Source organism: Streptomyces aquilus (genome assembly GCF_003955715.1).
Lineage (GTDB): Bacteria > Actinomycetota > Actinomycetes > Streptomycetales > Streptomycetaceae > Streptomyces > Streptomyces aquilus.
Genome location: NZ_CP034463.1, coordinates 3317238 through 3338806, shown reverse-complemented (window position 1 = coordinate 3338806; position 21569 = coordinate 3317238). Strand labels below are relative to the sequence as shown.

Below are 21569 nucleotides of genomic sequence, written 5' to 3'. Positions count from 1 at the left end.
ATCCCGATGCCAGGGGCGCAGAGCGGTTGAGAGTATGACGCGCATGTCCCGAGCCGCCGAAGTCCCGATCGCCGCCGCGCCCCCTCGCCGTACCGCCCCGCCCGCCTGGGTGCTGGTGGCGCTCGCGTGTGCCGGGCAGTTCCTCGTCGTGCTGGACGTGTCCGTGGTGAACGTGGCGCTGCCGTCGATGCGGGCCGATCTGGGCCTGAGCGGGCCCGGGCTGCAATGGGTGGTCAACGCGTACGCGATCGCCTTCGCCGGGTTCATGCTGCTCGGCGGGCGGGCCGGGGACCTGTACGGGCGCAAGCGGACGTTCCTGGTCGGGCTCGGGCTGTTCACGCTGGCCTCGCTGGCCGGCGGGCTGGCCCAGGACGGCTGGCAGCTGCTGCTGGCGCGGGCCGTGCAGGGGCTCGGCGCGGCGGTGCTCGCGCCCTCGACGCTGACGATCGTCACGTCCGCCGTCCCGGAGGGGCCCGCACGCGCGCGTGCCATAGCCACCTGGACCGCGGTCGGCGGAGGCGGCGGCGCGGCGGGCGGCCTGGTCGGCGGGGCGCTCGTGGACGTATCGTCCTGGCGCTGGACCCTGCTGATCAACGTGCCGGTCGGGGCCGTCGTGCTCCTCGGCGCCCTGTGGTGGCTGAACGAGAGCCGGGCCGGGGACGGACGGCGGCTGGACCTGCCCGGCGCGGTGCTGGTGACCGCGGGCCTGGCCACCCTGGCGTACGGCATCTCCCGGACGGAGGCCTCGGGGTGGGCGTCGGCGGCGACGGTGGTTCCGCTGGTCGCCGGGCTCGCGCTGATCGGGCTCTTCCTCGCCGTCGAGGCGCGTACGGCCGCCCCGCTGATGCCGCTCGGGCTGCTCCGCGTCCGGTCGGTGGCCTCGGCGAACGTGGCGATGTTCCTGTCCGGCTCGGCGATGTTCAGCATGTGGTTCTTCATGACGCTGTACGCCCAGAACGTCCTCGGCTACTCGCCGCTGGAGGCCGGGCTCGCCCTCGTGCCCAGCTCGCTGGCCGTGATCCTGGGTTCCAAGACGGCACCGCGGCTGATGCGGGCCGTGGGCGCGCGCATGGCGGCGGTCCTGGGGACGTGCGTGGCGGTGGCCGGGTTCGCCTGGCAGTCGACGTTGAGCGTCGACGCCGGGTACGTGGTGACGATCATGTGCCCCGGCATCCTGATGATGCTGGGCGCGGGCCTGGCGACGACGCCACTGGCGGCGCTGGCCACGTCGGGGGCGGCGCCCGGGGAGGCCGGGCTGGTGTCGGGGCTGGTCAACACCTCGCGCACGATGGGCGGCTCGCTGGGGCTGGCCGTGATGTCGACGGTCGCGGCGTCCCGGACGGGGGAGCGGGGGACGGCGGAGGCGCTGACGGAGGGGTACGCGCTGGTGTTCCGGACGGGGGCCGGGGTGCTGATCGGCGGGGTGCTGCTCATGCTGGTGTGGCTGCCGCGGAAGGTGGTGGCGGCCCCGTCGAAAAAGTCCTCGAACTGAGGCAACGGTCCGGGCGGCTCATGGACTCCTTTGAACATCTAGGAGGTGCCCATGGGGGATCGCAAGGAGGCTCGGGACGCTGCGTTCCAGAGCTTTGTCATCGGCCGCTGGCCGCGGCTGGTGAGGACGGCATTTCTCCTCACGGGGGAGCAGCACGCCGCGGAGGACCTGGTCCAGTCGACCCTGGAACAGGTCTACGTGGCCTGGCGCCGGGTCGGCTCGGCCGACGACCCGGAGGCGTACGTACGGCGCGTGATGATCAACGCGCACGCGAGAAAACACCGCAGGAAACTGAGGGAGTTCCTGGCTCCCAAGGACGACTCGGGGCTGGTGCGCGAGATCGCCGACACCGGTGACCGCATCGCGCAGGCCGAGGACCGCAGCGCCCTGCTGAAGGCGCTGGCCCAGTTGCCGCCGCGGCAGCGCGAGGCCGTGGTCCTGCGCTACTGGGAGGACCTGACCGAGACCCAGACCGCCGAGGCGATGGGCTGTTCCGTCGGCTCGGTGAAGAGCAACGCGGCCAAGGGGATCGCGAAACTCCGCGCCATACCGGGGCTGGCCGACATGGTGACGCAGGGAGGGCGGAAGTGATGAGCGCCGACCGGGAGACGAACCACGACATGACGAACAGCGACATCACCCTCCTGCTGGCCGACGCCACGGACGAGGTCGAGATCGGTATAGCCCCCTACGAAGCGGTGATCCGCGGCGGCCGCCGCCGCAAGGCCCGCCGCTGGGCGGTGGCCGCGGCCACCGCCCTGGTGATCGCCGGCTCCTCGGCGACGCTCGCGGTGGCGGGGCTGCCGGGCGGGAGCGGCACGGTGACACCACCGGCGACCCAGGCGCCCACGGCGACCCGGGCGGACCTCTACACCCCCCAGCGCACGACGCTCGCGACCGGCGTCGAGGACGGCAAGGAGTGGCGGGTGGTCATCGACGTCTGGGCGGCCCCGAGGAGCGAGGTCGAGGCCGCGGGCCAGCTGGAGGCGATGGGTGAGTACGGCGACGTCCCCTCGGGCGTGACCAAGGCCTCCGAGCTGATCGGAAAGAGCTCGTACGTCACGTTCCTCAGCGACGGAGACAGCGCCGACCGGGACAACCGCAGGCCCGTCTACGAGGACGCGTTCGAGGTGACCGACGACCCCATGAAGGGCGCGGACGTCCAATCCGCCGCGATCCCCTTCAGGACGACGAACGAGCATGTGCAACGCCTGGTCATCGGCATGGTCGGCCGGGACGCCGAGCAGGTCACCTGCACCTGGAGGGACGGCACGAAGACGAAGGTCGACCGCCCGGGCGGGAACACCGCTGTCGGCACCGACCAGCCGGCGATCCGCAGGGCCGAGGGCTCCCCGGTGGACTGGTTCGTGTGCCTGGCGCCGAAGGGGACGGACTACGGGACGGCGGATGTGACGGCGATGAGGTAGCGGAGAAGGGGAGTCGGGGCCGAGGTCTGGGCGGGACACGGGGGTGTCCGCCCCGGCCGGCGCCGCATCCCCGCGGGGCGGGCGCGGCCGGCGTTCAGTGGATGTCGTGGTCCGGGTGGGCGCGGTCGTAGGCGTCGCGGGCCTCGGCGATGACCGGGCGGTGGGTCAGGGACCAGTCGGTGAGGGCCTTGACCAGGTGGGTGAGGCTGCTGCCGGTCTCGGTGAGGCGGTAGTCGACCTGGGCCGGGACGCTCGGGTAGACGGTGCGCAGGACGAGGCCGTCGCGCTCCAGGCGGCGCACGGTGAGGGTGAGCATGCGCTGGGAGATGCCGTGGATCGCGCGCTGCAACTCCCGGAACCGGCGTGGGCCGCCGGCGAGTTCGACGATCACGAGCACGGACCACTTGTCGCCGATGCGGTCGAGGACGTCACGGATGCCGCAGTCGGGGTGGTCCTCGTGGCCGCAGGGGTCGAGGTCGGCCGGTGCGGTGGCGAGGGGCGGGGCGGGCGTGGTGGTTACCCCCGTGTGCGTGGGTGACATGGAACTGCCTCCTTGTGGGGGGTAGTTGGGCGGACAAGGATCAAGCGTAAGCAAGTGATCAACCTGCGCGAGCCCGACGGGGGAGACATGACCGGCAGGATTCTGGTGACCGGGGCGAACGGGGGCCTCGGCTCCGCCACGCTCGCGGCACTGCGGGCGGGCGGTGCGGACGCCCTCGGCGGCAGCCGCACCCCGGGCGACGGGACGAGACGCCTCGACTTCGACGACCCGGCCGGCATCGACCTCACCGGCGTGGCCACCCTGGTACTGGTCTCCGCCGGTTACGCCGAGGACGACCAGGTCGTCGCACGGCACGCGGCGGCGGTCGACGCGGCCGTGCGGGACGGCGTACGGCATGTCGTCTACACGAGCCTGGCGGGCGTCGGAGACCACCTCGGTTTCGCACTGGCCCACCGTGCGACGGAGCGGCTGCTGCGCGCGTCCGGCCTGTCGTGGACGATCCTGCGCAACGGGCTGTACGCCGAGCTCTTCGGCGGACTGCTGATGTGGTCGGCCGACGGGACGGCCGTGGAGTCGGCGTTCGGCGACGGCGCGCTGGCCGCGGTCACGCGGGCGGACCTCGCCGAGGCCGCGGCGGTCGTCGCGGCGGACCCGGCACGCCATGCCGGGCGCGTCCACGAGTTGGTGGGTACGCCGATCAGGGCGGCGGACGTGGCCGGCCGGCTCGGTGTCCCGCACCGGGGCATCGGCCTGGGCGAGTACCGGCGCAGGCTCCTCGACGAGACGCCGGGGCTGCTGCCGTTCCAGCCGCCCATGCTCGCCTCGATCGCGACCGCCGTACGGCACGGCTTCCTGGACGGCACCCGTCCCGACCTGACCGACCTCCTCGGCCGACCGTCCACCCACCCTCTCGAAACGGCGGTCGCGGCGGCGTCGGCCACGCGGCCGCGGGTGACCGTGTAGCGCCGCGCCGGCCAAGGGTCTGGGGTGGCGCCGCGCAGTGTCGTGTCGGCCGCGTCGCCGCGCAGTGTCGTGTCGGCCGTGGCGCCGTGCAGTGTCGTGTCGGCCGTGTCGCCGCTACACCCACCCCTGCTGCCGGGCCTCCCGCAGTGCCTCGGTCCGGTTGCGGGTGCCTGTCTTGCCGATGGCGGAGGAGAGGTAGTTGCGGACCGTGGACTCCGACAGGTGCAGCGCGTCGGCGATGTCGGCGACCGTCGCGCCGTCCGCCGAGGTGCTCAGGACCTCGCACTCACGGGCCGTCAGGGGGTTGGGCCCGGCGCTGAGGGCGGCCGCGGCGAGCGCGGGATCGATGACCGTCTCGCCGGTCAGCACCCGGCGGATCGACGAGGCCAGTTCCTCCACGGGGCCGTCCTTCACCAGGAAACCGGCGGCCCCGGCCTCCATGGCCCGGCGCAGATAACCGGGGCGGCCGAAGGTGGTCAGGATCAGCACCCGGCAGTCGGGGGCCTGGTCGCGGAGCTCGGCGGCGGCGTCCAGGCCGCTCTTGCCCGGCAGTTCGATGTCGAGGAGCGCGACGTCCGGACGGTGCGTCAGCGCGGCGTCCACGATGAGGTCACCGGCCGCCACCTGCGCGACCACCTCGATGTCCGCCTCCATCCCGAGCAGCAGCGCGAGCGCGCCCCGCATCATGCCCTGATCCTCGGCGAGGAGAACCCGGATGGACTTGGCGGGCCGGTAGTCCCGCGGCATCTCGTTCACGGCCCAAGGGTAGGGCGCGGTCGCCTGCGGCGCTCGGGGTCATGCCCCGGTGGGCACGGACACCATCCCGCTGTCCGGACCGGCCGACCTCACCAAGTGCCCGGTGTCGCCCCCCTCCACCGGCAGCTCCGCCGTCACCACGAACCCGCCCCGAGCCCCCGCTCCGGCCTCCAACCGACCCCCCGCCACCGCGAGCCGCTCCCGAAGCCCCCGCAAACCGGTGCCGGTGCGCGTGCCGCCGCCCTCGCCCGTCTCCCCGGCGTCGGCTCCGCTGCCGCTCCCCGCGATGCCCGTACCGCCGCATCCGCCCCCGTCATCCGCCACCCGCACCCGAACCCTCCCGACCTCCCCTTCCACCGAGATCTCGCACCGGGCGACCCCTTGCCCGTGCCGCACCACATTGGTGACCGCCTCCCGGACCACCCACCCCAGCAACGCCTCCGTCTGGGCCGCGAGCGGCGGGCCGGAGTGCCGGACGACCGGCTGCACGCCCGCGGCCTCCAGGACCGACCTCGCCCGGTCGAGTTCCGTGCTCAGGCTGCCCTCGCGGTAGCCCGTCACCGCCTCGCGGATCTCCGTGAGGGCCTGGCGGCCGACGGACTCGATGTCGGTGATCTGGGCGACGGCGGCGTCGAGGTCGCGGGGCGCCAGGCGGCGGGCCGCCTCCGACTTGACGACGATCACGGACATGGTGTGGCCGAGCAGGTCGTGCAGATCGCGGGAGAAGCGCAGGCGTTCCTCCTCGACCGCGCGCCGGGCCAACTCCTCACGCGCGGCGCGCAGTTCCCGTACCGCCTCGGACAGCGACAGGATCGCCGCCGTCACCATCGTCGACAGGAAGGTGGCGTAGGCGATGTTCACCGCGTCCCAGCCCTCCCGGTACGAGGAGACGGCCGCCGCCAGCGCGGTCAGGGCCAGGCAGGTCCTGCCGAGCCACGGCCCGCGGGTGACGGCCCCGGTGGCCAGGCCCAGCAGGGGGAAGAAGTACAGCCAGCTGCCGCCGTAGCCGAGGGCCAGGGCGCAGGTGACCACGGCCATGAGGACCAGGGCCACCCGGGTCGAGCGGGCCTGACGGGTCTGCTTCGTGAAGGCGCGGAAGACGACGTAGATGTAGAGGGAGTTGAAGACGAACAGGCCGATGCCGCCGAGCACCGGCTGCCGCGTGCCCGCCTGGAAGAGGTTGGAGAACGCGCCCATTCCCAGCAGCAGCCAGGGGAGGAGCGAGAACCCGGTGGGCGGCGGGCCCGGCGTCTCCGCGGAGGCGCGGGCCCGGCGCGCCTCGACCCGGCAGGACACCGACCCCCACCCGTGCCCCTTGCTCCCGGTCTCCTGCTTGCCCCGCATCCCCTGTGTCATGGCTCCACGCTACGAACCCCACCCCTCCGCGCGGCAGAGCCGGTCGTACGGAATCCCGCAGGACAAATGTCATACGGCCGTGCCCCGCCCCCATCCGAGCTGACACCCCGTCAGGAGTCTTCACAACTCCCGTGCGCTGGGCTATACAGGGGGCGCCGGACTGGAACGCGTTCTAGATCGGCCCGTGACGACCTCGGTATGGCCGACGGTGCGGACGGCCGTACCGGGGTCTCTCTGAGCCCGACTCCGAACCCGAGGGAGCCGCAGTGCCCATCGATGCCGCCAAGGCCCTTGCCGCCGAACCCCGTTCCGGCGAGATCTCCTGGAACCCCAAGGACGTGCAGCTCTACCACCTCGGCATCGGCGCGGGCGCGAACCCCGACAAGGACAGTCCCGCCACCGACCCCGACGAACTGCGCTACACCCTGGAGTCCCGGCTGCACGTCCTGCCGAGCTTCGCCACGGTCGCCGGCTCCGGCTCGCCCGGCGTGATCAGCGGCCTGTCCATGCCCGGCATCGAGGTCGACCTGGCCCGGGTGCTGCACGGCGGACAGTCGCTGACGATCCACCGCCCCCTCCCGGTCGACGGCACCGCGACCGCCACCGGCCGGATCGCCGCGATCTACGACAAGGGCAAGGCCGCCGTCCTCGTCATGCGCACCGAAGTCACCGACGCCGAGGGCCCGTTGTGGACCAACGACGCCCAGATCTTCGTACGCGGGGAAGGCGGCTGGGGTGGCGAGCGCGGGCCCTCCGGACGGCTCGAACCGCCCGTCGGCGAGCCGGACCGGGTCGTCGAGCGGGCCGTCCGCCCGGACCAGGCGCTGCTCTACCGCCTCTCCGGCGACTGGAACCCGCTGCACGCCGACCCCGAGTTCGCCAAGGTCGCCGGGTTCGAGCGGCCGATCCTGCACGGGCTGTGCACCTACGGGATCGCGCTCAAGGCCGTCGTCGACACGCTGCTCGGCGGGGACGTGACCCGCGTGCGGTCGTACGACACCCGGTTCGCCGGGGTCGTCTACCCGGGCGAGACCCTGCGCATCCGCATGTGGCACACGGCCGCCGAGACCCGCGTGGCCGTCAGCGCCGTCGAACGGGACGACGCGCCCGTCCTCGCCGACACCGTCGTCGCACACTCCTGAACTCCGCATGATCCGAGGGGAGCCGCACCATGCGCGCAGCCGTACTGCACGAGATCGGCCAGGACAAGCTGGAGGTCCTCGACGACGTCGAGGCGGTGGGCTTCGGCCCGGGCAAGGTGAGGATCCGGGTGCGGGCCACCGGGCTGTGCCACTCGGACCTGTCCGCGATGAGCGGCGTCCTGCCGCAGCCCGCGCCCTTCGTACCCGGGCACGAGGGCGCCGGGGAGATCCTCGAAGTCGGGGAAGGGGTCAGCCACTTGAAGGCGGGGGACCGGGTCGTCGTCTGCTGGCTGCCCGCCTGCAGTGTCTGTCCCGCCTGCAAGCGCGGCCAGACCGAGCTGTGCCTGGCCGGGTTCATGAACGCCGGCACCCCCAACTTCAAGCGCCCCGCCGGTGACCTGTTCGGCTTCGCCGGCACCGGCACCTTCGCCGAGGAGGTCGTCGTCGACGTCGGCTGCGCCGTCCCGATCCCCGACGACGTGCCCTTCGACATCGCCGCGCTCATCGGCTGCGGGGTGACCACGGGACTCGGTGCCGCCCTCAACACCGCCGATGTGGCCGCCGGTTCGTCCGTCGCCGTCATCGGGTGCGGAGGCGTCGGCATATCCGCGATCCAGGGCGCCCGGCTCAAGGGCGCCGCCGAGATCGTCGCCGTCGACCCGGTCGCCTCCCGGCGCGAGTCCGCCCTCAAGTTCGGCGCCACGAAGGCCGTTTCCCCCGACGAGCTGCCCGACGCCAAGCAACAGGTCACCGGCGGCGAGGGGTTCGACTACGTCTTCGAGGTCGTCGGCAAGTCCGCCACCGCCCGCACGGCCTACGACCACACCCGGCGCGGCGGCACCCTCGTCGTCGTCGGCGCGGGCGCCATGGACGACTTCCTCCAACTCAACATGTTCGAGCTGTTCTTCGACGAGAAGCGCATCCTGCCGTCCATGTACGGCGGCGGCGACGTCCTCACCTCCTACGAGCGGACCATCGCGCTGTGGCGGGCCGGCCGCATCGACCTGGAGGGGCTCATCACCCACCGGGTGCCGCTCGCCGACATCAACGAGGCCCTCGACCAGATGCGCACGGGCACCGCGCTCCGTACGTGCATCGAGATCTGAGGAACCCGGACCATGTCACTGCCACTTGAGGGGCTGTCCGCGATCGTCACCGGTGCGGGCCGGGGGCTCGGCCGGGCCGAGGCGCTCGAACTCGCCCGGCTCGGCGCCGCCGTCGTCGTCAACGACTTCGGACAGCCCGGACGCGACGGCTCCGGCGCGGCCTCCGCCGGCCCCGCCGAGGAGGTCGCCGCCGAGATCCGCGCGGCGGGCGGCAAGGCGCTCGCCCACACCGGAGACGTCGCCGACTTCCACCAGGCCGGAGAACTCGTCGGGTCGGCGGTCGCCGAGTTCGGCAAGCTCGACATCCTCGTCAACAACGCCGGCATCCTGCGCGACCGCATGGTGTTCTCGATGACCGAGGGGGAGTGGGACGCGGTCATCCGCGTCCATCTCAAGGGCCACTTCAACACCACGCACTTCGCGGCCGCACACTGGCGGGCACGGGCCAAGGAGGCCGGGGGGCGGGTGTACGGGCGGATCGTGAACACCTCCTCGGAGGCGTTCCTCGCCGGTTCGGCCGGACAGCCCAACTACGCCGCCGCGAAGGGCGGGATCGTCGGGCTCACCACCTCCACGGCCCTCGCCCTCGCCAAGTACGGCGTCACCACCAACGCCATCTGCCCGCGCGCCCGCACCCGGATGACCGAGGACGTCTTCGCGGGCCTCGAACTCCCCGAGGACCGCCTCGACCCGCTCGCCCCCGAGCATGTCGCCCCGCTCGTCGGCTACTTGGCCTCCCCGGCGGCCGCCCGCGTCAACGGACAGCTCCTCGTGGTCCACGGCGGGATGGTCGCCGTCGTCGAACGGCCACGCGTGCGGGCCAAGTTCGACAGCAAGCAGGAGACCTTCACGTACGACGAACTCGACGCGGCCCTCACTCCGCACTTCGCGCAGCGGCCGGAGGGGGAGACGTTCGGCGCGGCCGAAGTGCTGGGGCTGAAACGCGCATAGCGCCAACACAGAACGGCCCCGCTCACCACGAAGGTGAACGGGGCCGTGCGTCCTGCGTCCTCAGGCCGCCGACTCGGTCTCCTCGGCCGGCTTGCGGTGCCGGCCGCGAGGGGCCGATTCACCGTCCTGAGCCGAGATCTGACCGCGGTGCCTGCCGTGGCCGGAGGCATCCTGGGAATCGGTGTGCGGCGGCTGAATCGTGCGTGCGTCGCTCATCGGAAGAACTCACCCCGTCAACATGATCTTTCTAACAGCCGGGCGAGTTTAACCGGCACCCCACGGGCCGAATCCAGGCGGCCACGCCAACCGGCACTAGTTCGTTACAAGACGTGCCAGAGGCGCTTTCCCGAGCGGCACCGGACGCGGCACCACCGGTTCCACCGGCTCCGGTTCGGCGTCCGCCGCGGGCTCCGGGGGATCCGGCTCCGACGGCCCGCCGGTACCCGAGGCCGACGCCGTGTCCGGCGTCCGCCCGGCGGCCGTCCCGCCCCTGTCCGGATCCCCCGGGCCCGCGTCCCCCGCGGTTCCCCCGTTCCCGATGGCTCTTCCCCCCGCTGCGGGCATCGTCAACTCCGCGACCCCGCACGGCACGTCGTCCGTCGCGTACGGCAGTCGCAGCACCCTGTCCCGCGTCCACAGCCCGCTGCCCGCCAACCAGCCCACGGGCGCCGCGAGATGGTGCACCTGCCGCCCGTCCGGCCGCCACATCCCGACCCAGCTGCCCAGCGGCCCGTCGATGCGCAGCGCCACCGCGCAGCTCTCCGGCATCAGCACCTGCCCCGGCTGGATGGCGAACGGCGTCACCGTGCACTCCGGCAGCCGCAGGCTCTCCGGGAAGCGCACCGGCAGCGTGCTGCCCATGACGCCCCAGCCCAACCGTTCCTGCCCGGGCGACGGCGCGTCGGAGGCGATCAGCAGCAGTCCGCTGTCCGGGTCGGCCAGCAGCAGCCGGTCGTCGCTGCCCGCCGCGATCTGGAGCAGCGGCGACACCTCGCCGCCCCGTGCCAGGTCCACCACGATCGCCTTGGTGCAGCCGCCGACCTCCCGGTCCAGGGCCAGCATCCGCCCGGCCCGGTCCAGCCACACCCCGCCCGAGCAGCGCCCCGGGATCTCCGCGAGGTGCTCCGGGCCGAAGGCACCCCCCGCCACGAGCCACACCGCCGTCGTCCGCCGGCCCACGGCGAGGGCGTACGCCTTCTCCCCGTCCGGTGCCGGCGGCAGCAGCCGCAGCCGGGTCCCCTCGTCCGGGCACTCGACCGCGCCGAGCAGCAGCTCGCCGGTGCCGGGGCCGGTCGGGTAGAGCAGCGAGAAGTTGTGCCGCCCGTCCGCGAACCGCCGGATCAGAACCCGCCCGTCCGCCATCGGCTGCACTTCAGTGCCGGGCTCCTCCGGCTGGTTGCCGGGCAGCGGCACCGCGTACGGCTCCGGGCCGTCCATCGTCCAGCGCTCCGGGAACCAGGAGTCGCCGTCACGTGTGAGGCGGGCGGCGTAGGCGCCGTCCGCGGTGATCACGCAGCCAGCCTGCGGCGTACCGTCCTCGTCCGCCGCCGTGGGCTCGATCGCACAGGCCGTCATGGTTCGGTCACCTCCGGCCACGAAGCTAGTTTTCGCACGCACGGACGGGGGACCAGGCGATGACCACTTCACACAAAGGGGTGGCCAAGGAACGATTCGCCTGAGGAAACGGAGGTGGGTGTGCTGGGCGGGGCCAAGGGGAGCCACACCGGTACAAGGGCGCAGAACAGCCAGGTAGCCTTTTGTGCGTGCCCCGTCTGTCTGAAGTCATCGCCGCGCTGGAGACCCTGTGGCCCGCCGAGCGGGCCGAGTCCTGGGACGCGGTCGGCACCGTCGTGGGCGATCCCGACCAGGAGGTCGGGCGGGTCCTGTTCGCCGTCGACCCGGTCCAGGAGATCGTCGACGAGGCGCTGAAGCTGGGCGCCGACCTGCTGGTCACCCACCACCCGCTCTACCTGCGCGGTACGACGACGGTCGCGGCGACCCACTTCAAGGGCCGGGTCGTCCACACCCTCATCAAGAACGACATCGCGCTGCACGTGGCCCACACCAACGCGGACACCGCCGACCCGGGTGTCTCCGACGCCCTCGCCGGCGCACTGGACCTCCGGGTCGTACGACCCCTCGTACCGGACCCGGCCGACCCGGGCGGCCGCCGGGGCCTCGGCCGGATCTGCGAGCTGGACCACCCGCTGACCGTGCGCGAGCTGGCCGAACGCGCCGCCGAGCGCCTCCCCGCCACCGCGCAGGGCATCCGCGTCGCCGGCGACCCCGAGGCGGTCATCCGCACGGTCGCCGTCAGCGGCGGCTCCGGCGACAGCCTCTTCGACGTCGTACGCGCCGCCGGCGTGGACGCCTTCCTCACCGCCGACCTGCGCCACCACCCCGCCTCCGAGGCGCGGGCCCACAGTCCTCTCGCGCTGCTCGACGCGGCGCACTGGGCCACCGAATGGCCCTGGTGCGAGCTGGCCGCCGCCCAGCTCGACGAGATCTCCGACCGGGAGGGATGGGACCTCAGGGTCCACGTCTCCCGCACGGTCACCGACCCCTGGACCGCCCACGCGGCGTCCACCGCCACCACCGACTCACCGGGAGCCCCCAACTGAACGCCGCGCCCGCCGACCAGATCCGTCTTCTCGACGTCCAGGCCCTGGACGTCCGCCTCCAGCAGCTCGCGCACAAGCGCAGGTCGCTGCCCGAGCACGCCGAGATCGAGTCGCTGACCAAGGACGCGACCCAGCTGCGCGACCTCCTCGTCGCCGCGCAGACCGAGGAGAGCGACACCGCCCGCGAGCAGACCAAGGCCGAGCAGGACGTCGACCAGGTCCGCCAGCGCGCCGCCCGCGACCAGCAGCGCCTGGACTCCGGCGCGGTCACGTCCCCGAAGGACCTGGAGAACCTCCAGCGCGAGATCGCCTCCCTCGCCAAGCGCCAGGGCGACCTGGAGGACATCGTCCTGGAGGTCATGGAGCGCCGCGAGTCCGCCCAGGAGCGGGTCGCCGAGCTGACCGAGCGGGTCGGCGCGGTCCAGGGCAAGATCGACGACGCGACGGCCCGCCGGGAGGCCGCGTACGAGGGCATCGACGGCGAGGTCGCCAGCGTCACCAAGGAGCGCGAGGTCATCGCGGGCACCATCCCCGCGGACCTGCTCAAGCTCTACGACAAGCTGCGCGAGCAGCAGGGCGGCATCGGCGCGGCGAAGCTGTACCAGCGCACCTGCCAGGGCTGCCGCCAGGAGCTGGCGATCACGGACATCAACGAGATCCGCGCGGCGGCCCCCGACACGGTCGTCCGCTGCGAGAACTGCCGCCGCATCCTGGTGCGCACGGCCGAGTCGGGTCTGTAAGGGCCCGAGGGTTCAGTAAAGGCCTGAGGGTCGGCAGGGGCCTGCGGGTCCTGTAAGGAGCTTTACGCGTGCGGGAGTTCATCGTCGAGGCGGACGGCGGGTCGCGGGGCAACCCCGGCCCGGCCGGGTACGGCTCGGTCGTCATCGACCCGGCGACCGGCGAGACGCTGGCGGAACGGGCCGAGTACATCGGCGTCGCGACGAACAACGTCGCCGAGTACCGGGGGCTGGTGGCGGGTCTGCGCGCGGCGCACGACCTGGACCCGTCCGCGTCCGTCCACGTCCGCATGGACTCCAAGCTCGTCGTCGAGCAGATGTCGGGCCGCTGGAAGATCAAGCACCCGGACATGAAGCCGCTGGCGATGGAGGCGGCACGGGTGTTCCCGCCGGACCGGGTGACATACGAGTGGATCCCGCGCGAGCGGAACAAGCACGCGGACCGGTTGGCGAACGAGGCGATGGACGCGGGGGCGCGGGGGGAGCAGTGGTCGGAGTCCGGTTCGACGGCGGAGTTGCAGGCGCGGGCGGCCGAGTCCGCCGGCTCCGTAGCGTCAGCTGTGCCTGAGGTGTCCGGCCCGCCGGGAGACGCGGCGGCGGGTGCGGCGCGAGTGCGGGCGGCGCTGGGGGCGGCCGCTGCCGGGACGGCTTCGGGCTCTTCTGCCTCGGCGGCTTCGGCGTCCTCCGCCGCTGCCGCTTCTTCTCCTGGCCGGTCCTCCCGCCGCGGAGCGGCGGAGTCTTCGGGCGGCGGAGCCGCTGAAGCCGACGCTGATGTCCGTGCCGCTCAAACCGTCGCCAGTTCCGGCTGGGCCCCGGCCGACATGGGAGCGCCGGCGACCTTCGTGCTGTTGCGGCACGGGGAGACGCCGCTGACTCCGCAGAAGCGGTTCTCGGGGAGCGGGGGGACCGACCCGTCGCTGTCCGAGGTGGGCCAGGAGCAGGCGCGGCTGGTCGGGGAGGCGCTGGCCCGGCGTGGCACCGTACAGGAGATCCTGGCGTCGCCTCTCGCCCGTACCCGGCAGACCGCGGCCGCCGTGGCCGAGCGCCTCGGGCTGGACGTGACCGTCGAGGACGGTCTGCGGGAGACCGACTTCGGGGCGTGGGAGGGGCTGACCTTCGGTGAGGTGCGGGAGCGTTACCCCGACGACCTCAACCGCTGGCTCTCCGACCCCGACGCCGAACCCACCGGCGGCGGCGAGAGCTTCGCGGCGACGGCCACTCGTATCGCCGCCACCCGCGACAAGCTGATCGCCACGTACGCGGGCCGCACGGTCCTGCTCGTCACGCACGTCACGCCGATCAAGACGTTCGTACGCCTCGCCCTCGGCGCCCCGCCGGAGTCCCTGTTCCGTATGGAACTGAGCGCCGCGTCGCTGTCGGCGGTGGCGTACTACGCCGACGGCAACGCCAGCGTCCGCCTCTTCAACGACACGTCCCACCTGCGTCCCTGAGGTTTTTGAGTTCGGCCGCAGCGCGGGCCAGTTCCTCGACCCGCGCCCAGTCCCGGGCGGCCAGCGCGTCCGCGGGGAGCATCCAAGTCCCGCCCACGCAGCCGACGTTGGGCAGGGAGAGATAGTCGGGAGCGTTCGCCGGGCCGATCCCGCCCGTCGGGCAGAACCGCGCCTGCGGCAACGGCCCGGCGAGCGACTTCAGATACGCCGTCCCGCCCGCGGCCTGCGCCGGGAAGAACTTCATCTCCCGCACCCCGCGCTCAAGCAGCGCGACGACTTCGGACGCCGTGGACACCCCCGGCAGGAACGGCACCCCGGACGCCCGCATGGCGTCGAGCAGTACGTCCGTCCACCCCGGGCTGACCAGAAACCGCGCCCCGGCCGCCACCGACGCCGTCACCTGCTCCGGCGTCACGACCGTGCCCGCGCCGACCACCGCGTCCGGCACCCCGTCGGCGATCGCCCGGATCGCCTCCAACGCGGCCGGCGTCCGCAGGGTCACCTCGATCGCCGGCAGCCCTCCCGCCACCAGCGCCCGCGCCAGCGGCACGGCATCGGAGGCGTCCTCGATGACGACGACGGGCACGACGGGGGCGAGATCCAGCACGCTCATGGCCTCATCGTGCCCAGGGGGAGCGATGTGTGCAACGAGCGTTGCGGAGGGTGCAATGGATAGGTGGCCGCGCTAGTGGATCTCGTCCACCAGCACATCCAGCGTCCACGCCTTCCCGGCCCCCTTCGGCGGCTCGACCTCGACGACGTACCCGAGGTCCCGCAGCGCCTCCACCAGCTCGGCAGGCCCCGCCGGCGCGATGCCCGCCGACAGCAGACTCCGTACGATCCGCCCCTTGGTGGCCTTGTTGAAGTGGCTGACCACCTTCCGCGTCGGCGCGTGCAGCACCCGCACGCTCGCGGTCCGCCCGGCCACCTCCCCCTTGGGCTTCCACGCGGCGGCGTAAGCGGAGGACCGCAGATCAAGCACGAGCCCCGACCCCGCCGCCTCCGGCATGACGTCGGCCATGGGCCCCCGCCAGTGCGCGCCCAGCGCCCCCAGCCCCGGCAGCTTCACACCCATGGAGCACCGGTACGAGGGGATCTTGTCGCCGACCCCGACGGCCCCCCACAACCCGGAGAACACGAGCAACTGCCGCCCGGCCCGCCGCTTCGCCGCAGTGTCGAGGGAGGCGAGGCCGAGCGCGTCGTACAGCACACCGGTGTAGATCTCCCCGGCGGGCCGCGCCCCGGCGCTCAGCAGCTCGGTGTTCTTCCCGACCTCACCCCGCAGCCCCTCGCTCAGCCCGAGCACCTCCCGGGCCTTGTCCTCATCCCCCGCACACAGCTCGACGAGCTCCGCGAGCACGGCGGACCGCGCCTCGGTCAGCCCCGGCAGCGACAAGGACTCCAGCTTCAGCGGGGCGCCACGACCGGAGGAGGCCTTGCCTTCGGACGGCGGCAGCAGGACAAGCACGGGCGGGATCTCCTTCACGTCTGGCTTCGCCATAGCGTACGGCGTGCCACCCCGCGCCCCCCGCTCTACGCTCGCTGGTATGCCCCGCCGCCACATCAGCGTGACCGGCGCCCCCGAAGCCCCTCTCCGGGCCGCCCTCACCGCACTGCGCACCGAACTCGGAGTGTCGGAGGCCTACCCGCCCGAGGCGCTGGCCGACGCCGAGCGTCCTCCGCTGCTCCCGACGTACGACGCCACCGACATCCCCTTCTTCACCGTCGACCCGCCCACGTCCGTCGACCTCGACCAGGCGATGCACCTCTCCCGCCAGGGCACCGGCTACCGCGTCCGGTACGCCATCGCCGACGTCGCCGCGTTCGTCGTACCAGGGTCGGCACTGGACAAGGAGACCCACAGTCGGGTGATGACCTTGTACTTCCCCGACGAGAAGGTCCCCCTGCACCCGCCCGTGCTGAGCGAGGGCGCGGCCAGCCTGCTCCCGGACCGGACCCGCCCGGCGGCCCTGTGGACGATCGACCTGGACGCGGAGGGCCGGACGGTGGCGGTGGACGTGCGCCGCGCACTGGTCCGCAGCCGCGCGAAGCTCGACTACGAGGGCGTGCAGAAGGAGATCGACGAGGGTACGGCGGAGGAGCCACTGGCGCTGCTGAAGGTGATCGGCCGGCTGCGGGAGGAGTTGGAGGTGGCCCGTGGCGGCATCTCCCTGAAGGTCCCCGAGCAGGAGATCGTCGAGCTTGACGGGGGATATGAGCTGACGTATCGCGCGCCGCTCCCCGCGGACGGCTGGAACGCCCAGATCTCCCTCCTGACCGGCATGGCGGCCGCCGACCTGATGCTCGCGCACGGCACCGGCGTACTCCGCACGCTCCCCGCCGCCCCCGACGGCGCCGTGGGCCGCCTGCGCCGCACGGCCCACGCGCTGCACATCGACTGGCCGCACCATGTCTCGTACGCGGCGCTGGTGCGCTCGCTGGACCCGCATGACCCGCACCACGCGGCGTTCTTGCAGGAGTGCACGACGCTGCTGCGGGGTGCGGGTTACACGGTGTTCCGGGACGGAGTTCTTCCGTTGATCACCACACACTCGGCGGTGGCGGCGCCGTACGCCCACTGCACGGCCCCTTTGCGCCGCCTGGCCGACCGGTACGCGTCGGAGATCTGCCTGGCGGCGGTGGCGGGGGAGGCGCCGCCGGAGTGGGTGCTGGCGGCGTTGGAGTCACTCCCGCAGGAGATGGCCGAGGGCGGCCGGCGTGCGGGCACGGTCGAGCGGGAGTGCGTCGACATCGTGGAGGCGGCGCTGTTGAAGGACCGGGTGGGGGAGGTCTTCGACGGGTGCGTGGTGGAGGTGGAGGAGCGGAGGCCGTCGGTGGGGGTGGTGCAGTTGGAGTCCCCGGCGGTGATCGGGCGGATCGAGGGGGACCGTCTTCCGCTGGGCGAGCGTCTGCGGGTCAGGCTGGTGCAGGCCGATCCGGGAGCGGCGAAGGTGCGGTTCGCGCCTGCGTGATCGCGCTGATGAGGGAGGCGGGGTCGTCGGCGTGGAAGCGGACGGTGTGGATGTGGCGTTGGCGGCCGAGTGGGGTGAAGTGGGTTATGGGGTGGGTGAGTTCGAGGGTGACGGTGGTCTGTGCGCCCACGGGGACGTCGAGTTCGCCGTCGGCGCGTTCGTGAGTGGTGCGCAGTTCGCGGCGTACGGTCGCGATGTGCTCGACCGGTATGCGCAGATCGACGTGCACGCCGTGGCGGACGCGCAGCACGCCGGGGCCGAGCACGTGCGGCCGTACGACGGAGGCCGCGTGCATCCCGACGACGAACACGATGGTGTACACGTCGAGCACGAACACCACGTGGTGCACGGTCGGATGGTCCCGCAGCAGCACGGACATGGTCAGCGTCTCCACGCAACACACAAAGGCGAAGCCGAACATCACCGCGCCCTGCCCCCGCGCATACCCGAACGCCCGCCCGCCGTCGGCCCCGTGCGTGCGCCGCGCCGCCCACAGCGCCAGGCTGGCGAGCAGCCGCAGCTCATGGCGCACGAGGACCCACGCAGCCGTCCTCCCGGCCGTCCTCCCGGCCGTCCTCCCGGCCGTCCTCACGACGGCTCCTCGGCCTCGGTGAGGATCCGCATCGCGAGGCGGAGGACTTCCGCCTGGGCGGGGGCGAGGTCCGCGTAGAAGGCGCGCATGAAGCTGTTGTCCGCGTCGATCCCCGTGCGGGGGACGAGCTCGCGGGGCATGCAGTCGGCGAGGGTACCGGCGGCCTCCGCCACGCGCGGGTCGGCAGGTTCGGCAGGGTCGGCCTCGGCGAGGTCGTCGAGCAGGGCGTACGCCTCGAGTGCCCGCGCGATCCCCTCGGGGGAGCCGAGGGCGCCGCGCAGCAGGTCCACGAGCCGCTCCCGGTCCTCCACGGCCGTCATGGTGTCGATCAGCGCGAGCATCTCGCGGTCCTTGACGGCCATGGGGGAGTCGGCCCCGACATGAGCCAAGTCCCCGAACAGCGAGGCCAGTTCCGGCGAGACGGGCCCCTCGACGCTCAGCCCGCCCTCCGCCTCCAGCAGCGCCCGCAGCCGCGCCCGCCGCTCGCGGATCGCCGCCTCCTGCCGGGCCAGGTCCTCGTCGAGCTCGGTGAGCACTTCGACGAGATCCTTCCCGGCATCCTCCGCGAGCACGTCCCGCACCTCCGCGAGCCCCATCCCCAACTCGGTCAGCCGCCGGATACGGGCGAGGACGACGGCGTGCCGCAGGGTGTAGTCCCGGTAGCCGTTGCTGAGCCGCTCTGGCTCGGGCAACAGCCCGAGATGGTGGTAGTGCCGCACGGTCCGCGTGGTGACGCCGACGGCGGCGGCGAGTTCTCCGATGCGCATGGGGTCAGTAGAGACGTTGACGTCGCGGCATGGTCAAGGGGCAGGGGCAGGGGCCGGGCCGATGCTGGTCACTAACGGGTGATCTTCGACGGTTCGGTCCTGGCGCTAGGTGAAGGGCTGTTGTCTGGTGGCCGTGGCACTGGATCCGATGAGGGGGAACTCGTGGTGACGCCGTTGCTCGATGGGCACCACGAGCACTGCATCAGCCAGATCGTGGAACAGCTGTACAGGCGTTCATCGACAGACGTGCAGTGGCACTCCCCGAGCCCTTCTCCTTCGACCTGGAGACAGCGGACTTTCTCTGACCACCTAGGCGTTGCACCCTGAGAACGACGGAGGACAGGGGGCGCGGCGTGGAACAGGCACTGTGGACGCGGGCAAGACTGGGCCGCTGTGGCCCCCGCCTGGACCTCCTCACGGCCCGCTTCGACAAGCACGTCTACGCCCCCCACGCCCACGACGAGTTCACGGTCGGCGTCTGCGTGGGCGGCTCGGAGATCATCGACTACAGAGGCGGGCACATCCGCACGGGCCCGGGCAGCATCGTCGTACTGGCACCCGGGGAGGTGCACACGGGAGGCCCGGGAACCACGACGGACGGTTACGCGTACCGGGCCCTGTACGCGGCGACACCCCTGCTGGCCGATGGCACCCTCGGCTTCCCGCACTTCCGCGAGCCCCTGATAGACGACCCGGAGCTGGCTGCCGCCCTCCGCCTGACGCACACGGAACTCAGCGCCTGCCCCGACCCGCTGGAGGCGGAGTCGCGACTGCCGTGGCTCCTGACGGCACTGGCCCGCCGCCACTCCACGGCACGGGCGACGGACGACGTGGTGCCGGGCGGCGACGGTATCGCGCTGCTCGTACGAGACCGTCTGGCGGACGAGTTGCTGGCCCCTCCGTCCCTGGCGACGCTGGCCGAGGACGTGGGCCTGTCCCGCTACCAACTCCTCCGGGCCTTCCGTACGACGATGGGCCTGCCCCCGTACGCCTGGCTGGCGCAATACCGAGTCCACCGCGCCCGCACCCTGCTGGAATCGGGCCTGCGCCCGGCGGAGGCGGCGGCAGCGGTGGGCTTCGCCGACCAGGCGCACCTCACCCGCTGGTTCCGGCGGGTGCTGGGGGTGACGCCGGCGGCGTACCGCAACAGCGTTCAAGACGGGCGCTGACGCCGCGACGAGCATGGCGGTATGACTGCACGCGGCTGGTTCCTGTTCTCCCTGATGGGAGTGGTGTGGGGGATCCCCTACCTGATGATCAAGGTGGCGGTGGAGGCTCCGCTGTCCCCGTCTTTCGTGGTGTTCACGCGGTGTGCGCTGGGGGCGGCGTTGCTGCTGCCGTTCGCGGCGCGGGGGCTGCCGGCGACGGTCCGGGCCCACTGGAAACCGCTCCTCGCCTTCGCGTGCATAGAGATCATCGGCCCGTGGTTCACGCTGACGGACGCGGAGAGGCATCTGTCGAGCTCGACGGCGGGTCTGCTGATAGCCGGGGTACCGATCGTGGGCGTGGCACTGGCCCGCTTCTTCGGGGCCACGGAGCGGCTGGGGGCGCGCAGGGTGACGGGGCTGGGGCTGGGCCTGGCGGGGGTCGGAGTCCTGACGGTGCCGCATCTGACCGGGGGAGACGCGCGGTCGATGGCGGAGGTGCTGGTGACGGTGGTGGGGTACGCGACGGCGCCGCTGATAGCGGCGAGGCACTTGCGGGCTGTCCCGTCCCTCCAGCTCACGGCGTCGTGCCTGGCGCTGGCGGCGGTGGTGTACGCACCGGCGGCGGGGGCGACGTGGCCGTCGTCGATGCCGTCGGGTTCGGTTCTGCTGGCGCTGGCGGGCCTGGGAGTGATCTGCACCGCGGTCGCCTTCGTGGCCTTCCTGGAGCTGATCAAGGAGGTGGGCCCGACGCGGTCGACGGTGATCACGTACGTGAACCCGGCGGTGGCGGTGGCGGCGGGCGCGCTGTTCCTGGGGGAGGAGCTGACGGCGGGGGTGGGGGTGGCCTTCGTCCTGATCCTGGCGGGGTCGGTGCTGGCGACGGCGGCCGGTCCTGCGAGGAGTGGGGGGCCGGTAACATGGTCGACACGGCAGACGAGCCGGGCGGACGGCCGCGTGGAGTCCCCTTGACGGGGGGCTTCCCGAGGAACGTCCGGGCTCCACAGGGCAGGGTGGTGGCTAACGGCCACCCGGGGTGACCCGCGGGACAGTGCCACAGAAAACAAACCGCCGGGGACCTCGGTCCTCGGTAAGGGTGAAACGGTGGTGTAAGAGACCACCAGTGCTCAGGGTGACCTGGGCAGCTAGGTAAACCCCACCTGGAGCAAGGTCAAAAGGGGCCGCCTTTTCGGAGGCGGCTCTGCGGGAACGTCCGAGGGCTGCCCGCCCGAGTTCCCGGGTAGACCGCACGAGGCCGGCGGCAACGCCGGTCCTAGATGGATGGCCGTCGCCGAGACGTCCGCGAGGACCCTCGGCACAGAACCCGGCGTACAGCCCGACTCGTCTGCCGCTACCCGCAGCTCTATCTGGGACGGGCCCTCTGATCTGGGGCGGAGGTCTTTTCCGGTCTTTTAGGAGCTTGCCGTGTTACGTGTTACGTGGCGAGAGTGCCTCAGGCAGCCCTGAAAGTCCCCGAGGGAGGAACGAGGGGCAGACAGTCCGAGGGGGCGACCCGGGGATCGAACCTTCGGACTGCATCTTGGTTGCGACTCGGGACGCACCCGCAGGGGGCGTCCCGCAGGGGGCGT

At 72.5% G+C, this 21569-nt stretch carries 21 protein-coding genes, 1 other RNA gene and 1 pseudogene; 14 read left to right on the top strand and 9 right to left on the bottom strand.

Annotation, left to right across the window (positions count from 1 at the left end; genetic code table 11):
- Positions 1-34: 34 nt before the first annotated feature.
- Genes EJC51_RS15370 through EJC51_RS15360 form a run of 3 tightly spaced genes read left to right on the top strand, consistent with a single transcriptional unit; the run spans position 35 to position 2919 of the window.
- Positions 35-1492, top strand: a complete 1458-nt coding sequence (locus tag EJC51_RS15370) for an MFS transporter (RefSeq protein WP_126271603.1) — start codon at positions 35-37, stop codon at positions 1490-1492.
- A 51-nt stretch (positions 1493-1543) separates the two neighbouring features.
- Positions 1544-2083 (top strand): SigE family RNA polymerase sigma factor, encoded by a 540-nt coding sequence (locus EJC51_RS15365; RefSeq protein ID WP_126271602.1) that lies wholly within the window; start codon positions 1544-1546, stop codon positions 2081-2083.
- Positions 2083-2919, top strand: a complete 837-nt coding sequence (locus EJC51_RS15360) for a hypothetical protein (RefSeq protein ID WP_207924730.1) — start codon at positions 2083-2085, stop codon at positions 2917-2919. Before EJC51_RS15365 ends, EJC51_RS15360 begins: the two co-directional genes overlap by 1 nt.
- A gap of 94 nt (positions 2920-3013) precedes the next feature.
- On the opposite strand, the gene EJC51_RS15355 is transcribed toward EJC51_RS15360, so the two are convergent.
- On the bottom strand, positions 3014-3460 hold the full coding sequence (locus EJC51_RS15355) for a winged helix-turn-helix transcriptional regulator (protein ID WP_126271600.1): 447 nt from the start codon (positions 3458-3460) through the stop codon (positions 3014-3016).
- 87 nt (positions 3461-3547) lie between these two features.
- Between EJC51_RS15355 and EJC51_RS15350 the strand changes: the two genes are divergently transcribed.
- Positions 3548-4384, top strand: a complete 837-nt coding sequence (locus EJC51_RS15350; RefSeq protein ID WP_126271599.1) for an NAD(P)H-binding protein — start codon at positions 3548-3550, stop codon at positions 4382-4384.
- Between the two features lie 114 nt (positions 4385-4498).
- Here the strand turns inward: EJC51_RS15350 and EJC51_RS15345 are convergent, their stop codons facing one another.
- Together EJC51_RS15345 and EJC51_RS15340 are read right to left on the bottom strand one after the other, a co-directional pair.
- On the bottom strand, positions 4499-5131 hold the full coding sequence (locus tag EJC51_RS15345; RefSeq protein WP_097263392.1) for a response regulator transcription factor: 633 nt from the start codon (positions 5129-5131) through the stop codon (positions 4499-4501).
- A 48-nt stretch (positions 5132-5179) separates the two neighbouring features.
- Positions 5180-6496 (bottom strand): sensor histidine kinase, encoded by a 1317-nt coding sequence (locus EJC51_RS15340; RefSeq protein WP_244362643.1) that lies wholly within the window; start codon positions 6494-6496, stop codon positions 5180-5182.
- A 266-nt stretch (positions 6497-6762) separates the two neighbouring features.
- Between EJC51_RS15340 and EJC51_RS15335 the strand changes: the two genes are divergently transcribed.
- The 3 genes from EJC51_RS15335 to EJC51_RS15325 are packed head-to-tail and all read left to right on the top strand — an operon-like array spanning position 6763 to position 9695.
- Positions 6763-7638, top strand: coding sequence for a MaoC/PaaZ C-terminal domain-containing protein (locus EJC51_RS15335; protein WP_126271598.1), 876 nt, complete (start codon positions 6763-6765; stop codon positions 7636-7638).
- A gap of 29 nt (positions 7639-7667) precedes the next feature.
- Positions 7668-8744 (top strand): Zn-dependent alcohol dehydrogenase, encoded by a 1077-nt coding sequence (locus EJC51_RS15330; protein ID WP_126271597.1) that lies wholly within the window; start codon positions 7668-7670, stop codon positions 8742-8744.
- Positions 8745-8756: 12 nt separating this feature from the next.
- Positions 8757-9695, top strand: a complete 939-nt coding sequence (locus EJC51_RS15325) for a 3-oxoacyl-ACP reductase (RefSeq protein ID WP_126271596.1) — start codon at positions 8757-8759, stop codon at positions 9693-9695.
- 60 nt (positions 9696-9755) lie between these two features.
- Here the strand turns inward: EJC51_RS15325 and EJC51_RS47725 are convergent, their stop codons facing one another.
- A complete protein-coding gene (locus EJC51_RS47725) occupies positions 9756-9911 on the bottom strand; it encodes a hypothetical protein (protein WP_097263385.1) in 156 nt (51 codons plus the stop codon).
- Positions 9912-10007: 96 nt separating this feature from the next.
- Positions 10008-11270, bottom strand: a complete 1263-nt coding sequence (locus EJC51_RS15320) for a hypothetical protein (RefSeq protein ID WP_126271595.1) — start codon at positions 11268-11270, stop codon at positions 10008-10010.
- A gap of 188 nt (positions 11271-11458) precedes the next feature.
- Here EJC51_RS15320 and EJC51_RS15315 point away from each other — a divergent pair, with 188 nt between their 5' ends.
- The 3 genes from EJC51_RS15315 to EJC51_RS15305 all read left to right on the top strand — a co-directional run bounded on the left by EJC51_RS15315 (position 11459) and on the right by EJC51_RS15305 (position 14504).
- Entirely contained in the window at positions 11459-12316 is an 858-nt protein-coding gene (locus EJC51_RS15315; RefSeq protein WP_126271594.1) for a Nif3-like dinuclear metal center hexameric protein, read from the top strand.
- Positions 12313-13056 (top strand): zinc ribbon domain-containing protein, encoded by a 744-nt coding sequence (locus tag EJC51_RS15310; RefSeq protein ID WP_126276963.1) that lies wholly within the window; start codon positions 12313-12315, stop codon positions 13054-13056. Before EJC51_RS15315 ends, EJC51_RS15310 begins: the two co-directional genes overlap by 4 nt.
- Positions 13057-13124: 68 nt before the next feature.
- A complete protein-coding gene (locus tag EJC51_RS15305) occupies positions 13125-14504 on the top strand; it encodes a bifunctional RNase H/acid phosphatase (RefSeq protein ID WP_126271593.1) in 1380 nt (459 codons plus the stop codon).
- On the opposite strand, the gene EJC51_RS15300 is transcribed toward EJC51_RS15305, so the two are convergent.
- Complete coding sequence (locus EJC51_RS15300) at positions 14476-15117, bottom strand: bifunctional 4-hydroxy-2-oxoglutarate aldolase/2-dehydro-3-deoxy-phosphogluconate aldolase (protein ID WP_126271592.1); 642 nt, start codon at positions 15115-15117, stop codon at positions 14476-14478. The two genes, EJC51_RS15305 and EJC51_RS15300, sit on opposite strands and share 29 nt — an antisense overlap.
- Positions 15118-15189: 72 nt before the next feature.
- On the bottom strand, positions 15190-15972 hold the full coding sequence (yaaA, locus tag EJC51_RS15295) for a peroxide stress protein YaaA (protein ID WP_126276962.1): 783 nt from the start codon (positions 15970-15972) through the stop codon (positions 15190-15192).
- Between the two features lie 79 nt (positions 15973-16051).
- Here yaaA and EJC51_RS15290 point away from each other — a divergent pair, with 79 nt between their 5' ends.
- Positions 16052-17476, top strand: coding sequence for an RNB domain-containing ribonuclease (locus EJC51_RS15290; protein ID WP_126271591.1), 1425 nt, complete (start codon positions 16052-16054; stop codon positions 17474-17476).
- Here the strand turns inward: EJC51_RS15290 and EJC51_RS15285 are convergent.
- Positions 17421-18068, bottom strand: coding sequence for a hypothetical protein (locus EJC51_RS15285; protein ID WP_126271590.1), 648 nt, complete (start codon positions 18066-18068; stop codon positions 17421-17423). The two genes, EJC51_RS15290 and EJC51_RS15285, sit on opposite strands and share 56 nt — an antisense overlap.
- Positions 18065-18835 (bottom strand): MerR family transcriptional regulator, encoded by a 771-nt coding sequence (locus EJC51_RS15280; RefSeq protein WP_126271589.1) that lies wholly within the window; start codon positions 18833-18835, stop codon positions 18065-18067. Before EJC51_RS15280 ends, EJC51_RS15285 begins: the two co-directional genes overlap by 4 nt.
- A gap of 353 nt (positions 18836-19188) precedes the next feature.
- Between EJC51_RS15280 and EJC51_RS15275 the strand changes: the two genes are divergently transcribed.
- The 3 genes and pseudogenes from EJC51_RS15275 (at position 19189) to rnpB (ending at position 21328) form a co-directional block, all read left to right on the top strand.
- Positions 19189-20004 (top strand): helix-turn-helix domain-containing protein, encoded by an 816-nt coding sequence (locus EJC51_RS15275; RefSeq protein ID WP_126271588.1) that lies wholly within the window; start codon positions 19189-19191, stop codon positions 20002-20004.
- Between the two features lie 21 nt (positions 20005-20025).
- Positions 20026-20802, top strand: a pseudogene (locus tag EJC51_RS49560) (DMT family transporter); the annotation flags it as partial.
- A 115-nt stretch (positions 20803-20917) separates the two neighbouring features.
- Positions 20918-21328, top strand: an RNA gene (rnpB, locus tag EJC51_RS15265) — RNase P RNA component class A.
- Positions 21329-21569: the final 241 nt, after the last annotated feature.